Source organism: Synechococcus sp. 63AY4M2, assembly GCF_002760475.1.
Lineage (GTDB): Bacteria > Cyanobacteriota > Cyanobacteriia > Thermostichales > Thermostichaceae > Thermostichus.
In genome coordinates this window covers 1,847,723-1,861,329 of sequence record NZ_AXUX01000001.1, presented here as the reverse complement: position 1 = coordinate 1,861,329, position 13,607 = coordinate 1,847,723, and the positions used below count along the sequence as shown (strand labels likewise).

Annotated in this window: 14 protein-coding genes and 1 tRNA gene; 11 read left to right on the top strand and 4 right to left on the bottom strand. The window is 62.0% G+C overall.

The annotated features are described in order from the left end of the window. Positions 1 to 117 precede the first annotated feature (117 nt). From SYN63AY4M2_RS08245 to SYN63AY4M2_RS08230, 4 genes are all read left to right on the top strand, one after another. Positions 118 to 468 carry a hypothetical protein gene (locus SYN63AY4M2_RS08245; protein WP_011431451.1) on the top strand — a complete coding sequence of 117 codons (351 nt, stop codon included), beginning with the start codon at positions 118 to 120 and terminating at the stop codon, positions 466 to 468. A 282-nt stretch (positions 469 to 750) separates the two neighbouring features. After that, the gene (locus SYN63AY4M2_RS08240; protein WP_011431453.1) at positions 751 to 1,671 is read left to right on the top strand and encodes an L-lactate dehydrogenase; all 921 of its coding nucleotides are present in this window, start codon (positions 751 to 753) and stop codon (positions 1,669 to 1,671) included. Between the two features lie 157 nt (positions 1,672 to 1,828). Next, positions 1,829 to 2,461, top strand: a complete 633-nt coding sequence (gene trmB / locus SYN63AY4M2_RS08235; RefSeq protein ID WP_041439245.1) for a tRNA (guanosine(46)-N7)-methyltransferase TrmB — start codon at positions 1,829 to 1,831, stop codon at positions 2,459 to 2,461. Between the two features lie 67 nt (positions 2,462 to 2,528). Then, a complete protein-coding gene (locus SYN63AY4M2_RS08230; protein ID WP_011431455.1) occupies positions 2,529 to 4,142 on the top strand; it encodes a CPBP family intramembrane glutamic endopeptidase in 1,614 nt (537 codons plus the stop codon). A 12-nt stretch (positions 4,143 to 4,154) separates the two neighbouring features. Here the strand turns inward: SYN63AY4M2_RS08230 and SYN63AY4M2_RS08225 are convergent, their stop codons facing one another. From SYN63AY4M2_RS08225 to SYN63AY4M2_RS08215, 3 genes are read right to left on the bottom strand one after another with little or no spacing between them, the layout of a single operon-like run. After that, a complete protein-coding gene (locus SYN63AY4M2_RS08225) occupies positions 4,155 to 5,180 on the bottom strand; it encodes a J domain-containing protein (protein ID WP_011431456.1) in 1,026 nt (341 codons plus the stop codon). Continuing rightward, the gene (locus SYN63AY4M2_RS08220) at positions 5,138 to 6,064 is read right to left on the bottom strand and encodes an ABC transporter substrate-binding protein (protein ID WP_228375358.1); all 927 of its coding nucleotides are present in this window, start codon (positions 6,062 to 6,064) and stop codon (positions 5,138 to 5,140) included. The genes SYN63AY4M2_RS08225 and SYN63AY4M2_RS08220 overlap by 43 nt, the downstream gene beginning before the upstream one ends. 41 nt (positions 6,065 to 6,105) lie before the next feature. Continuing rightward, positions 6,106 to 6,972 carry an inositol monophosphatase family protein gene (locus SYN63AY4M2_RS08215; RefSeq protein ID WP_206336823.1) on the bottom strand — a complete coding sequence of 289 codons (867 nt, stop codon included), beginning with the start codon at positions 6,970 to 6,972 and terminating at the stop codon, positions 6,106 to 6,108. A 303-nt stretch (positions 6,973 to 7,275) separates the two neighbouring features. Here SYN63AY4M2_RS08215 and SYN63AY4M2_RS08210 point away from each other — a divergent pair, with 303 nt between their 5' ends. From SYN63AY4M2_RS08210 to coaD, 6 genes are all read left to right on the top strand, one after another. After that, positions 7,276 to 7,878, top strand: a complete 603-nt coding sequence (locus tag SYN63AY4M2_RS08210; RefSeq protein ID WP_228375359.1) for an FHA domain-containing protein — start codon at positions 7,276 to 7,278, stop codon at positions 7,876 to 7,878. A gap of 20 nt (positions 7,879 to 7,898) precedes the next feature. Beyond that, positions 7,899 to 7,970, top strand: a tRNA-Gln gene (locus SYN63AY4M2_RS08205). 211 nt (positions 7,971 to 8,181) lie between these two features. Further along, complete coding sequence (locus SYN63AY4M2_RS08200; protein ID WP_099835744.1) at positions 8,182 to 9,669, top strand: cobyric acid synthase; 1,488 nt, start codon at positions 8,182 to 8,184, stop codon at positions 9,667 to 9,669. Between the two features lie 68 nt (positions 9,670 to 9,737). Next, a complete protein-coding gene (gene galE / locus SYN63AY4M2_RS08195) occupies positions 9,738 to 10,748 on the top strand; it encodes a UDP-glucose 4-epimerase GalE (RefSeq protein WP_011431461.1) in 1,011 nt (336 codons plus the stop codon). 71 nt (positions 10,749 to 10,819) lie between these two features. Continuing rightward, on the top strand, positions 10,820 to 11,155 hold the full coding sequence (cutA, locus tag SYN63AY4M2_RS08190; protein WP_099812731.1) for a divalent-cation tolerance protein CutA: 336 nt from the start codon (positions 10,820 to 10,822) through the stop codon (positions 11,153 to 11,155). A gap of 22 nt (positions 11,156 to 11,177) precedes the next feature. Further along, positions 11,178 to 11,657, top strand: coding sequence for a pantetheine-phosphate adenylyltransferase (gene coaD / locus SYN63AY4M2_RS08185; protein ID WP_099812730.1), 480 nt, complete (start codon positions 11,178 to 11,180; stop codon positions 11,655 to 11,657). 16 nt (positions 11,658 to 11,673) lie between these two features. Here coaD and psbQ read toward each other — a convergent pair whose 3' ends face one another. Next, positions 11,674 to 12,072 carry a photosystem II protein PsbQ gene (psbQ, locus tag SYN63AY4M2_RS08180; protein WP_099812729.1) on the bottom strand — a complete coding sequence of 133 codons (399 nt, stop codon included), beginning with the start codon at positions 12,070 to 12,072 and terminating at the stop codon, positions 11,674 to 11,676. A 163-nt stretch (positions 12,073 to 12,235) separates the two neighbouring features. Here psbQ and SYN63AY4M2_RS08175 point away from each other — a divergent pair, with 163 nt between their 5' ends. Beyond that, positions 12,236 to 13,414, top strand: coding sequence for a TRC40/GET3/ArsA family transport-energizing ATPase (locus tag SYN63AY4M2_RS08175; RefSeq protein WP_011431465.1), 1,179 nt, complete (start codon positions 12,236 to 12,238; stop codon positions 13,412 to 13,414). The last annotated feature ends 193 nt before the right edge of the window (positions 13,415 to 13,607 follow it).

The following is a 13,607-nucleotide window of genomic DNA, read 5'->3' as shown; positions in this document are numbered from 1 at the left end:
ACATCGGTTCCTCTTTGATAAAGACTTGCATCAAACCGAGTGAGTCTGGTAGAGTACCTAGCTAAAGTAGTTGGAAAAATTTGCAGCTAGGTCTTCGCAGGTTGCGGAGTGGTGAGCATGACATGGCAACAGGTTCAGGCGGGCGTGTGGTGTCGGCAGTTGGGGCAATTGGCGCCCCAGTGGTGGCTGGGGTGGAGTCCTGAGCAGGGCTTCCGGCTCTATCGCCAAGAGTCCCTACCTTCTCTCTCTGCTTTGCGGATTCGCTGCCAAGAGCGAGATGGCTGGCTGGATGTGTTTTTGGGAGAAGCGGAGCAACATCTCCAGCGGCGGCGCAGTCTCTTAGACGCAACGGCGCGGGTGGCTTTGCACTACTTGCCGGAAGAGCTGGTTCAGATTCGGTCTCTTCCACGTCCTCATGAGCGCATTCCTCTGGAGCTTTGGCAGCGGCTAACCCAGCAACGGAGTTGAGGTCTACCCAAGAATTCTTAAAAAACCATTAAAACCCTTACTGAGCTGCATTCAAAGTCACTTCACCCCGCGGGGATCCGAGGCGACCGGGAAGGCGGAAGTTCTCTTCCCTTCCAGCCTTTCTTGCTCTGGGGAGCGATAGCCCCTCTGCTCTTTTTCTCTCCGCCTGGCCAGGCTTAAGCTGGGAAGGGAAGTGCAGCGGCTGAAGCCATGACCGTTTCTGAGCACCAACCCAAGCCACGCTTTGAGCAGCAAGCCGGTGGGCTGACTGCTCGCCGCCTTTTGAAGGGATCCATCATCGGCGCCGGGCAGGTGGGCATGGCCTGCGCCTACGCGATGCTTATCCAGAACACCCTCGATGAGCTGGTGATCCACGACATCGACCGCGCCAAGCTGGAAGGGGAAGTGATGGATCTGGTGCATGGGATCCCTTTTGTGGAGCCGACGCGGATCTGGGCAGGGGAGCTGGCCGATTGTGCCGGGTCAGACGTGGTGATTGTGACGGCGGGGGCCAAGCAGCGGCCTGGAGAAACCCGTTTGGATTTGGTTCACCGCAACGTCGAGATCTTCAAAAGCTTGATCCCGGCCCTGATGGAGCATTGCCCCAGCGCCATTTTCCTGGTGGTGAGCAACCCCGTTGACGTCATGACCTATGTTTCCCTGAAGTTAGCGGGGCTGCCGGCGGGGCAGGTGCTGGGGTCGGGAACGGTTTTGGATACGGCTCGCTTTCGCTATCTGTTGGCCCAGAGGCTGGGGGTGGATCCGCGCAGCCTGCACGCCTACATCATCGGCGAACATGGGGATAGCGAGGTGGCCGTCTGGAGCAAGGTGAACATCGCCGGCACGCCGATTGGCCAGCTCTCGCCGGAATGGGATCCCGCCCATTTGGGCGATATCTTCGAGCAGGTGCGCAATGCCGCCTATGAGATCATCCGCCGCAAAGGGGCCACCAGCTATGCCATTGGTCTGGGGGTGGCACAAATTGTCCAGGCCCTGGTACGGGATCAGCGGCGCGTTTTAACCGTGAGCAGCCTCACCCAGGGAGAATATGACCTGCCGGAGGTCTGCCTTAGTTTGCCGAGAGTGGTCGGTCGGCAAGGGGTGGAGCGCACGCTGGCCATGTCCCTCACCGAGAGCGAGCGGCAGCAACTGCACCGCTCTGCCCACATCTTGCGGCAAGTCATCGACAGCATCCGGTGGTAGAGCTGGGCTGCCGGATCCCGTTTGTTTTGGATCCACCGTTGGGTTCGCTACGGCTGTGGCTGACGGCAGGAGGTGGTCTGTGGAAGCGGACGTGCAGCGAGCACAGCAGGCCCAACTTGAGAAAGGCTCCTCTGTTCCCCCCTGGACAGGGATCCCGCTGCAGAAGGGTCTCGGCCAGCGACTGCGGCAACACGTCAACCCCCTGCAGGCTCAGTACCAACAACCCACCCCCCCACCCCACTGGGAACGGGTGTATCGGCGACTGGGGCAGCCCTTGCATTTGGATATCGGCTCAGGGAGCGGACGCTTTTTGCTGCGCATGGCCCAGGAGCAGCCCGACTGGAACTTTTTGGGGGTAGAGATTCGACAGCCGCTGGTGGAGCGGGCCAATGCTTGGCGGGACGAGCTGGGGCTGGATAACGTCCATTTTCTGTTTGCCAACATCAACGTCTCCCTGCGGCATCTGTTTGCGCCGGGAGATCTCAGCCGGGTCACCATCCAATTTCCGGATCCCTGGTTTAAAAAGCGCCATCACAAGCGGCGGATCGTCCAACCGCGACTGGTGGCGGATCTGGCCCTGCTGCTGCAACCGGGCAGCCCCGTCTTCCTGCAGTCGGACGTGCGGGAAGTGGCCGAGGAGATGGTCGATCGTTTCCTAGAGCATCCGCAGTTTTGGAATCCCTACCAGGGGCCCATCGATGACAACCCCTTCGGCATTCCCACCGAGCGGGAGTGGCAGTGCCTGCAGTTGGGTCTGCCCATCTACCGTTATTGGCTAGAGCGACGCTGACCCCTTTATCCGGCTGAAGCCAATAGAAGCTAGGATATAACCCGCTGGAGTTGCCTCGGTTGCTGCCATGTCTCCCTCTGAAGCCACGGCCTCTGTCGATCCCTTTTCCGCTTGGCTTTCTGTTCGCCGAGGGATCCTCAACCTGCTGAGCCTATTGGCCCTTTTGATTGTCGGGCTTTCGCTTTCCAGCAGTTGGTTTCAGCCGCCGCCGCAAACGCAGTTGGATCTGTTGCAAACCAATCTCGCCCTGCAGGCTGCCCGCACCCTCGACGATCCCCGCTATCAGGACCTGGCGCGGGCTCTCCTGGGGCAGAACGTTTTCGAGCTGGCCCACAATCGCTACCAGCAGGTGGCCGACAACTACGCCGAACGCCTGCAGCGCCTCAAACGGATGGCACGGCTGGAAAGGGCGACTTCCTCGGCAGGGGGCAAACCCGAATTGGCCAGGGTATCAGATGCGGTGGGGCCGGCCTCAACCCCAGAAGAAGTGGATCCCGTCCTCCTGGCTTCTGTCCAGGATCTGCAGGCGGAGCTGGACGCCCTGCGGCTGCGCCTGGGTCTGCTCTACGTCTACCAGGAGGATCTGGAGGCAGCCCAGCAGCAGTGGCAAGAGGTAGTCGATCCAGAACGTCCCTTGGAGCTGGAATCCGGCCAGAAGAGGGTGGCACAGGTTTTACAAGGGCTGTGGGGAACGCCACGGCGCATCTTGCCAGAGGCCGAGGTGCAAATCCGCAACCACCTGGACGGTTGGTTTGAGGCGGTGGCCCTGCAGCAGCTCTACCGGCTGCAACAGCGCAGCGACAGCCTCAATGCCCTCAACCAGCAGCAGGAAAAATTGGCCTTGGCAGCCCTGTTCCGGCTGGCGGTGGTGGGCGGGATCCCGCTGCTGGGGGCGCTGCTGGGGCTGGTGCTCTTGTTGGGCTGGCTGGGCTGGAGCTTCTGGCGCCAACGTCCTCTTGTGGGCCCGCCGTGGGAGGTGCCTTGGCCGGGGATCGGGGCGCAGGCGGTCCTGACCGGTTGGTTTTTGGGTTTCATTCTCCTCAATGCGCTGGTGCCTCGCCTTTACACGGTCGGGCTCGGCCTGGGGACGCAGCAGCTCAGCCCTTGGCATCAGGCGGTGGCCCTGTTTCTCACCTACAATGCGGGCGCTCTGCTGGGGGCGGCGCTGTTGTACCGGCTTCTTCGGCTCTATCCCGGTTGGCAGAAGGTGCTGCAGGTGCGGCTGTGGGGCCCTTGGATCCTCTGGGGCCTGGGCGGCTACTGGGCGGCCCTGCCTTTGGTGGTGCTGGCAGCGGCGCTGTCGCAGTTGCTGCTGCCCCAGGCAGGGGGCGGGAACCCCATCTTGCCTCTGCTGCTGGAGAGCCATGGCTGGGGGGCGCGCTTGGTGTTTTTGGCCGTGGTGTCTGTCTGTGCCCCTGTTTTTGAGGAGGTGCTGTTCCGGGGCTTTTGGCTGCCGACGCTGAGCCGCTACTTGCCGATGGGGGCTGCCATCTTGCTCAGCGCCTTCACCTTTGCCCTTGCCCACCTCAACCTTTCCGATCTGTTGCCTTTGACCATGCTGGGGGTGGTGCTGGGGGTGGTGTACAGCCACAGCCGCAACCTGCTGGCCCCCATCCTGTTGCACAGCCTCTGGAATACGGGATCCCTGGTCACGCTGCTGGTGTTGGGGGGCGCTTCCTGAGGGGAGTTTGGCCTACTTTTTCTTGCCGAAGAGGCGGCTCCAGAAGCCGCCGCTATCCTCTTTGCGCGGCGGTGGCACGATTTTCTGGGCCTGGGAGGTCTGACGGCTGGCCGAGGGAACGGGAACCGGCTGTTGGGTGGTGACCTGCTGCAGCCAGCGGCGCACCTCGGCCATCAACTCGGCGTTGGCCGGCTCGAGGCGGCTCGCCTGCAGGAAGTCGGCCTTGGCCATGCCAGCGTTGCCCTGCTTGAGGTGGGCGATACCTCGGTGCAGATAGTAACGGGCCACGTTGGGCTGGGCGCTGATGGCGAAGTTTAAATACTGGATGGCAACCCGGTACTGCTTGCGCTCGATCATGTCCAGCGCCTGCAGGAAGCGGGTCTCAGCGGGGCTAAGTTGCGGGGTTGGGGGCGAAGGAGGGGCGGGCTGGACAGGGGGAGCGGTGGGTGGAGCAGCCGGGATCCCGCCCAAGGTGGTGCGGCTGGGGGAAGGGGTTGGGATCCCCGTCGGGGTGGTGGTTTTGGCAGCAGGGGCGGGGATCCCTTTGTAGCCGGCCTTGAGCAGCAGGTAGGCTAGGTTGAGCTCGCTCAACTGCTCGGTTTTCTCCAGCAGGGTGGCCATAGAGCTGTATTGCTCTTTGGCCAGCTTCTCCACCCGCCGGACATATTCTTCCTGCCAATCGGCGCGCTCGGCCAGGTCTTTGACAGCTTCTCCAGTGGGCCACAGATCGGGGGGTGGCGACTCCAGCAGGCGTTGAACGCGCAGCTTGAGCACAGTCTCATATTCTGACCGCTCTCGCTCCTTGGCCAGCACCTCGTTGGCCGGGCTGACCAGCTTGGCGAAGAGGACGTTGGCCCGCTCTGCCCCTTCCGGATCCCCGACAAAGCGATCCGGGTGCAGAGCCTTGGCCGCCTGCAGGTAGCCGCGTCGGATCCCTTTGGCATCGGCGGTGAGGGGCACGCCCAAGATGGCGAAATGGTCGGTCTCGTAGCGGGCTAGCCCTCGGGTGAGGCGGGGGACATCAGAGTTGGATCCCATAGTTGCCACTTCTCCAAGATGCGTTGCAAAGTTCCGTTTTCGGTCAGGACTGCGATCGCCCCATCCACGGCTTCCTTCAGGGAAGGATGCTGTGAGGATACCACGCCCACCAAAGGAATCGGGAACAGAGGCGGCCCCGCCAGGCGCAGCCGGGATCCCGCCTGGCGCAGGCTCAGGGCGGCAACGGGCTGATCGACGAGCACCGCATCCAACTGGCCAGCCTGGAGCTGGGCAAACAAGCGATCCGGGTTGCTGGTGGCAAAAAGACGAATGGCGTTGCCCCGCCTCTCGTTGTACGCCTCCAACAGAGCGGCTCCCGTACTGTTAACTACAATGCCCACTTTGCGGCCAAAGAGTTGCGACAGCGCCTCAATGGGAGCTTCCTCTGGCCCGGGATCCCGTACCACCAAGCGCTGCGGGCTGAGGTAGTAGGGTCGGGTGGCGAGAAACTGCTGCGGATCCAAGCCCAAAGCTTCCCGCGCCCCCCAGATGAGATCCACCTCATCCGCTTGCAAAGCCGCCAACTGCTCGCTCCAAGCCACATAGACGGGCTCCACTCGCACCTGCAGCGTCTGGGCAAGCGCCTCCAGGATATCCCACTCGAAGCCGGCGTAGGTTTGCCGCTCCAGGTCGGTGTAGAGGTAAGCCGGGCCCAGGCTGGGATCCAGGCCAACCCGGATGCGCCCCCGCGCCTGAATCTCGGCCCAACGGGAATCGGGAACCTGTGCTCGCTCGCTGGCAGGAGCGGGCAGGGTCGGCTTTGGGGCAGGCTGAGGGTAGGCCGGGATCCCCAAGAGCAGCGCCAGGCCAAACCCTGCCGCCCAACAACGACGCCGGAGCTTTTTCCCGGCCAAGTTATCTCCCTTGCCTTGCGAAAGAGCCATGAGGGCCTTTGCGTAAACCTTACCCAATTTTCGCCTGATCTTTACCTGATCTTTAAACTTTGGCCGTTTTGCTCCCCAGACCGGCGATCCCGCCGCATGGGGAAGGAGACCGGCAGAGGGCTGACCTGGGCCAGTTCTTCCTGAAGAGCAGCGTGTAGCCAGCCGTTGCTGGCCAGCAGGCGGCCACTGTACACATCCACCGGGCTGCCATCGTAGGCGGTGACCTTGCCGCCCGCCTCTCGCACCAAGACAATCCCGGCGGCAATGTCCCAGGGGGAGAGGCCCCGCTCCCAATAGCCGTCCAACTGGCCGGTGGCCACGTAGGCCAAGTCCAGGGCAGCCGATCCACCTCGCCGCACTCCCTGGGTGAGGTGGGTGAAGTGGCAGAACTCGGCGTAGTTGTTGTCGGGGGTTTCGCGGCGGTCGTAGGCAAAGCCGGTAACCAGGAGACTGCGGGAGAGTTCGGTAGTAGAGGAGACGCGGATGGGTTTGCGGTTGCGGGTGGCGCCCATCCCTTGTACGGCGCGAAAGAGATCCCCGCGAAAGATGTCGTAGATCACCCCCAGCACCGGCTCCCGCCCCTCCAGCAGACCAATAGAGACGGCAGCAAAGGGATAGCCATGGGCAAAGTTGGTGGTGCCATCGAGGGGATCGATCATCCAGGCGTAGGTGCCCTGCGGGGATCCCTGCTGGCCGGATTCTTCCGTCAAGATCACATCTTCGGGGAAGTGCCGCCTTAAGATTTTCAAGATAAGCTCCTCGGAAGCGCGATCCGCTGCTGTTACCAAGTCGCCCGGACGTTTCTCCTCAATGGCAAGGGTGCCCCCCACGTAACTGCGCAGCAAAGCCCCTGCCTCCAGGGCCGCCTCTGTGGCCACATCTAACCGACGCAACAGGGCCTCCGTCACACCCACACCTCAAGGCTACAAACCTGCTACCCAGAATAGCCCGCCCGCGGCCAAGGCTGTGGCTCCCAAGGGATCCCTTAAAACGGGAATAGCTCCGACCTGAACCCAAACCCAATTTTTCCAATTTTTTTTAGGAAAAGGGAGTATCTCCAAGGCTGCCTGTGGTGTATAGTAGTGTACATTAAGGCCTATGAGTTTTCCACTAGCCCGCCAACGCCGGGGGGATGTTGGGTGTCTCCTAGTTTCTGGGAACTCTAGGGTTCAGGGAGTTGGACTGGAAGAGCCAGGCTGCCGGGCAGGTAGTTGAGCGTCGAGGAGGAAACGCTGTTGCCCCAGAGCTACGACGATTTTTTTACCTCTACTACGGCAGTGGGCAGAGGCCATCTGTCCGGCAGTCAGGACTTCGATCTGCCGTTGGATCTGTTCGACCAAGTCCCGCAGCAGCCGGTGTCTCACCCGGAGTTCACCCTGTCCGTCTGCCATCCTGTGCGGCCCTGCAGCTACATCCTGCGGGAGAGCATTTACACGATCGGACGGGATCCCTCCAATGCCATCCAGATTGTCAACCGCTTCGTCTCCCGCCGCCACGCCTATTTGGTGCGAGTGCCCACCAAGTCCAATCGCACAGGATTTACGTATTGTCTAGTCGACGGCAACCGCAAGGGGCAGTCCAGCACCAATGGGGTGTTCGTCAACGGCACGCGGGTAGCTACCCACTACTTGAGGAGTGGCGATGTTATCTACTTTGGGCCGGAGATCCGCGCCTACTTCTTCGAGGTGGCCCGCATTCCCCCTCTGCCCAACCCTTTTGAGGTCAACCCTGACCTCGGCAAAGGATCCAACTTGGTTCCTGAGGAGATGAGAGGTGGCCGCAGCCCGTTGACAGATCCAAGGTTGCATCGCTAAAGTAGTCAAGCAGTGTAAATTGGGGCATCGCCAAGCGGTAAGGCAGCGGGTTTTGGTCCCGCCATTCGGTGGTTCGAATCCATCTGCCCCAGTCTTAAGCTGGGCTAGGTCTGCTTGAGACAGCAGAAGGCTTTTTTGGGCAGTTCCCCTTCGCTGATTCGGGAACTTCCCGCTAGGCGCAAGGGTACGCTTTTTGCATTGCTGGCGCGAAGACTTTGGCCAGCAGAGGGCCAATCCGTCAACCTAGCGCAGTCGGCTTAGGGGAGAGGGTGGACAATCGGCCTGGGAGGGAAAGGGAGCCGAATGAGCAGTGCTTGCCGATCCTTGATGGTCGTGGGGACTTCTTCCCACGTGGGCAAAACCCTTTTGGTAGCTGCCCTCTGTCGCCTTCTCAAAAAGGCGGGGAAGAAGGTTGCCCCTTTCAAGGCCCAGAACATGTCGCTGAATGCCTACGTCACCCCGGAGGGCCATGAGATTGCCTATGCGCAGGCTCTGCAGGCTTGGGCCGCCGGGATCCCGCCCGCGGTGGAGATGAACCCGATTTTGCTCAAGCCGCAGGGCAACCTGACTTCCCAGGTCGTCCTCAACGGCGTGGCAGTAGATACCTGTCGCGCCGGCGAGTACTACGAGCGCTGGTTTGCGCCGGCCTGGGAGGCGGTGAAAACGGCCCTGGCCCGCTTGCAACAGCAGTACGAGTGGATTATCTGCGAGGGGGCAGGCAGCCCGGCGGAGGTAAACCTCAAACACCGGGATCTGGCCAACACGCGGGTGGCTTTGCATCTGGGATCTCCCACCTGGCTGGTGGCGGACATCGACCGGGGTGGGGCGCTGGCCCATGTGGTGGGCACCCTGCAGTTGCTGGAGCCGGCCGAGCGGGCCCTGATTCGCGGCATTGTTATCAACAAGTTTCGCGGCGCACGGGAGCTGCTGCAGCCCGGCCTGGATTGGCTGGAGAACTACACCGGGATCCCCGTGGTTGGAGTTCTGCCCTGGCTGGATTGGGTGCTGCCGCAAGAGGATTCGATGGGCCTTGAGGCGGGCCCTCAACTCTGGGAAAATCGCCGCGAACGTGCCGGGCGGGGGAGCTGCCTGGAGATTGCCGTGATCCGCCTGCCCCAGGTGGCCAATTTTTCCGATTTCGACCCCTTGCTGGCCGAGCCCAGCGTCCATCTGCGCTGGGTTCACCCCGGCCAGAGCCTGGGATCCCCCGATGTGGTCATCCTGCCCGGCAGCAAAACCACCCTCAAGGATCTGTTGGCATTGCAAAAGACCGGCCTGGCCGACCAACTGCGCCTCTATTCCGGCCACATCGTCGGCATCTGCGGCGGGCTGCAGATGTTGGGGCAAACCATCGCCGATCCCGCCGGCCTAGAGGGAGTTGCCGGCACCTACCCCGGGCTGGGCTTCCTGCCGCTGACTACTGTCTTGCAACCCACCAAGGTTACCCAGCAGGTGCAGACGCAAAGCCGCTGGCCCGCCCCCGCTCCCGTCCAGGGGTACGAAATCCATCAGGGATCCACCCAGGCCGATCCCGCTGGCTGCCTGCCGATCTTCGAGCAAGAAGGCCTGGGCTGGCGGGATCCCACAGGCCGGGTCTGGGGCAGCTATCTGCACGGCCTCTTCGACAACCACCGCTGGCGGCGCCACTGGCTAAACGAGCTGCGCCGCCAAAAAGGCTGGGATCCCTTGCCGGAGTTGGACGGCCACTATGCCCAGCAACGCGAAGAACTGCTGGATCGTCTGGCAGAGGCCTGGCGGCCTCATCTGGATTGGCATCAGCTCCTGGAATAGGCCGGGGCCATTGCCAAGGTCTGCAAGAGTAGCTGTATTCTAGACAGGAATTTCCTTCCCCCTGACCTATGCGGCTTCTGGTTACCGGCGGCGCGGGCTATATCGGCAGCCACACCTGTAAGGCCCTGGCAGCCCACGGCCACCTGCCAATTGCCTACGACAACCTGGTTTACGGCCACCCTTGGGCCGTTCGCTGGGGGCCTTTGGAAATCGGCGACATTGCCGACCGCCAGCGGCTGGATCAGGTCATTCGGCAGTATCGGCCCGAAGGGGTGATTCACTTTGCCGCCTATGCCTACGTGGGCGAGTCGGTCAAGGATCCGGGCAAATACTACCGCAACAACGTGGCCGGATCCCTGACCTTGCTGGAGGCCATGCGGGATCACGGGATCCCCTACCTTGTCTTCTCCAGCACCTGTGCCACCTACGGCGTGCCGGAGCAGATCCCGATCCCGGAAACCCACCCCCAGCGCCCCATCAACCCCTACGGCCAGAGCAAGCTGGTGGTGGAGCAGATGCTGCGGGACTTCCAGACCGCCCACGGGATCCGGTTTATCAGCCTGCGCTACTTCAACGCCGCCGGCGCCGATCCCGACGGAGAAATCGGCGAAGCCCACGACCCCGAAACCCACCTCATCCCCCTGGTGCTGGAAGTCGCCGCCGGCCAACGCCCCCACATCACTGTTTTTGGCGACGACTACGACACCCTCGATGGCACCTGTATCCGCGACTACATCCATGTCGCCGACCTGGCGCAGGCCCATGTGTTGGCCTTAGAAGCGCTGGCGTCTGGCCAGCCTGTGCAGGCAGCCTACAACCTGGGCAATGGCCAGGGCTTCTCTGTTCAGGAGGTGATCGCCACGGCAGCAGCGGTAACTGGAAGACAGATCCCGGTGCAAGTTGGAGCCCGTCGACCGGGGGATCCCCCCTGCTTGGTGGGCGATGCCACGGCCATCCAGCGGGATCTCAACTGGCAGCCCCGCTATGCCGACTTGGCCGAGATCCTGCAGACAGCTTGGCGCTGGCACCAAAGGCGGCCCTATTTTGCCAAGGCCACACCGCCGCTCCGGGGGGCTTGACCCAACTGGGATGGCGATCCGAGGATCCAGCGGTACGATCAGGGGAGGTCGACGCCTAGAGCTTGCTTCCGATGGAGGAAAAGACCGCCCCCGATACCCTGGCGGTTGTCATGACCACCGTGGGATCCGAAGCCGACGCCCATCGTTTGGCACACACTCTGGTGGCCGAGCGCTATGTGGCCTGTGCCCAGGTGCTGCCGCCGATCACCTCCTACTACCGCTGGCAGGGATCCCTGCAGAGGGAGGCCGAGTTTTTGCTGTTGCTCAAATTGCCCTCCACTGCTTATCCCCGCCTGGAACAGCGGCTGCGGGAGCTCCACCCCTACCAGGAGCCGGAGATCCTGGCTCTGCCGGCTGCTCAGGTAAGCGCTACCTATCTGGCGTGGGCCCGAGAGCAGGTAGGCTAAGAAGAGCGGTACCCTCTCTAGCATGATTGCCCTCTACCCCGGCAGCTTCGACCCCATCACCTTTGGGCACCTCGACATCATCGAGCGGGCCAGCCGTCTGTTTTCCAAAGTCATCGTTGCAGTCCTGAAAAACCCCAACAAGACCCCTCTGTTCAGCCCGGAGCAGCGGCAGGCTCAGATTAGCCTTTCTGTTGCCCACCTAAAAAACGTTGAGGTCGATACTTTTTCCGGCTTGACAGTGGCTTATGCCCGCCAACGGGGGGCAAAAGTTATCGTGCGCGGCTTGCGCGTCTTGTCCGACTTTGACGTGGAGCTGCAGATGGCCCACACCAACAAGCTCCTGGCTCCTGAGTTGGAAACCCTTTTCCTTGCTACTGCTAGCGAGCACAGCTTTGTCAGTAGCAGCTTAGTTAAGGAAGTGGCCAAGCTAGGCGGCCCCATTGACCACCTGGTACCCCCGCCGGTGGCTCAAGATCTGCGGGAGCGTTTCCCCTTAACTTGATCCGCTCTGTCCCCAACTACGAAAACAGGGCCTTGAGCTCTTGCAACGTCTTTCTCACCTTGGCCTGGGCAGCTTCCACCTCTGGTTGGTCGTAGGCTTTGGCGGCAAAGTCCAGTTCTTCCAAGCTGCGGCCCATTTCCTTGGCCAAGCGCAGCATCTCCCGCTTTTGCTGCTGGGGCAAGGTGTTTGCCAGGCTGGTTAGGGTCTTGCGGGTCAGGCCCATCGGCCCATGGATGTAGGAGCGGATCTCGAGCCAGTCCTCGGCATCCACCAGGCTCTGCAGCTGCTCCACCTGTTGCTCCAGCTGCTGCAGCTCTCGGGGCAAGGCGGCAGCCGCCTGGACAGGAAGGGATCCCAGCCACAGACCCAATGTGAGGATGGCAATCAGCAGCAGATTGGGCCAACGACGCATCATCTTACACCTCCCATCCGCCTTCACAGGCTTGCTTTCTGGCCGTTACTTCCTTGGCCAGCCATAGGCAATCAATAGTGTACCTGGTAACTGCCCTCCAGGCCGCTGTGGGCAGAGGGGCAAATCGGTTAGCCTAGAGCTGTAAAAGAACGTAAAGAGCGCTCCCATGCAACGCATCATCCTCATGACCGGCAAAGGTGGGGTCGGCAAGACCTCGATGGCGGCAGCAACCGGCTGGCGTTGTGCCGAGCTCGGCCTGAAGACCCTGGTGTTGAGCACGGATCCGGCCCACTCCTTGGCCGACAGTTTCGACCGGCCCCTGGGCCACGAGCCGGTGGAGGTCAAACCCAACCTCTGGGGAGCGGAGCTGGATGCCCTGCAGGAGCTGGAACTGAACTGGGGATCCGTCAAGGCCTACATCACGCAGGTGTTGCAGGCCCGCGGGCTGGACGGCGTGCAGGCGCAGGAGCTGGCGGTGCTGCCGGGGATGGACGAGATCTTCGCCCTGGTGCGGGTCAACCGCCACTACGACGAGGGCAAGTTTGATGTGCTGATTATCGACTCGGCTCCCACCGGTACGGCCTTGCGCCTTTTGAGCCTGCCCGATGTTTCCGGCTGGTACATGCGCAAGTTCTACAAACCTTTGCAGGGGTTGGCGCGGGTGCTGCGCCCCATTGCCGAGCCGATTGTTAAAGGGCTAACCGGGATCCCCCTGCCGGATGACCAGGTGCTGGATGCCCCCTACGAGTTCTACCAGAAGATCGAGCGGCTGGAGCGCATCCTCACCGACAACCGCATCACCTCGGTGCGCCTAGTCACCAACCCCGAAAAGATGGTGATCAAGGAGTCGCTGCGGGCCCATGCCTACCTCAGCCTCTACGGCGTCGCCACCGATTTGGTGATTGCCAACCGCATTTTGCCGGAAGGGGTGGTGGATCCCTACTTTGCCGCCTGGAAGGCCGCCCAGCAGAAATATCGCCAGGAGATCCACGAGAACTTTGCCCCCCTGCCGGTGGTGGAGATCCCGCTTTACCCAGAGGAGCTGGTGGGGTGGGACGCCCTGGCCCGCCTGAAAAAGGATCTCTGGGGGGATCGCAACCCGGCGGAGGTGTTCTACGCCGAGCAGACGATGAACGTGGCTAGCGACAACGGCCAGTACCGCCTGGATCTGTACTTGCCCGGGATCCCAAAAGAGCAGGTGGAGCTGAGCAAAACTGGCGACGAGCTCAACATCCGCATTGGCAACCACCGCCGCAACCTGGTGTTGCCCCAGACCCTGGCCGCCATGAAGCCGGCCCGTGCCAAGATGGAGGAAGATTACCTGCGCATCCATTTTGCCGCCTGAAGCCGCAGGGCAGTGTCCTGCTTGCCGTTTGCCAAAAAGTAGGCTTGTTGGAGTTGTTCCTGGTCGAGAGTGGGCATATTTGCAGGACGGGAGGAACTCTGGCTGGAAGAGAGCCCACGGAGGGGTGGGGAAGCGCCTTCATCTAGCTGTAGCCCTCTTCGGGCAAGGAGTTGGGCAGCAGCCTGGTTGGCCT

Coding starts and splice junctions, on each gene's coding strand:
- SYN63AY4M2_RS08225 (WP_011431456.1), bottom strand. CDS start 5,180: ATGGGATCCAACTCTGATGTCCCCCGCCTCACCCGAGGGCTAGCCCGC.
- SYN63AY4M2_RS08200 (WP_099835744.1), top strand. CDS start 8,182: ATGAGCAGTGCTTGCCGATCCTTGATGGTCGTGGGGACTTCTTCCCAC.
- SYN63AY4M2_RS08175 (WP_011431465.1), top strand. CDS start 12,236: ATGCAACGCATCATCCTCATGACCGGCAAAGGTGGGGTCGGCAAGACC.
- galE (WP_011431461.1), top strand. CDS start 9,738: ATGCGGCTTCTGGTTACCGGCGGCGCGGGCTATATCGGCAGCCACACC.
- SYN63AY4M2_RS08220 (WP_228375358.1), bottom strand. CDS start 6,064: ATGGCTCTTTCGCAAGGCAAGGGAGATAACTTGGCCGGGAAAAAGCTC.
- psbQ (WP_099812729.1), bottom strand. CDS start 12,072: ATGATGCGTCGTTGGCCCAATCTGCTGCTGATTGCCATCCTCACATTG.
- SYN63AY4M2_RS08245 (WP_011431451.1), top strand. CDS start 118: ATGACATGGCAACAGGTTCAGGCGGGCGTGTGGTGTCGGCAGTTGGGG.
- SYN63AY4M2_RS08230 (WP_011431455.1), top strand. CDS start 2,529: ATGTCTCCCTCTGAAGCCACGGCCTCTGTCGATCCCTTTTCCGCTTGG.
- cutA (WP_099812731.1), top strand. CDS start 10,820: ATGGAGGAAAAGACCGCCCCCGATACCCTGGCGGTTGTCATGACCACC.
- coaD (WP_099812730.1), top strand. CDS start 11,178: ATGATTGCCCTCTACCCCGGCAGCTTCGACCCCATCACCTTTGGGCAC.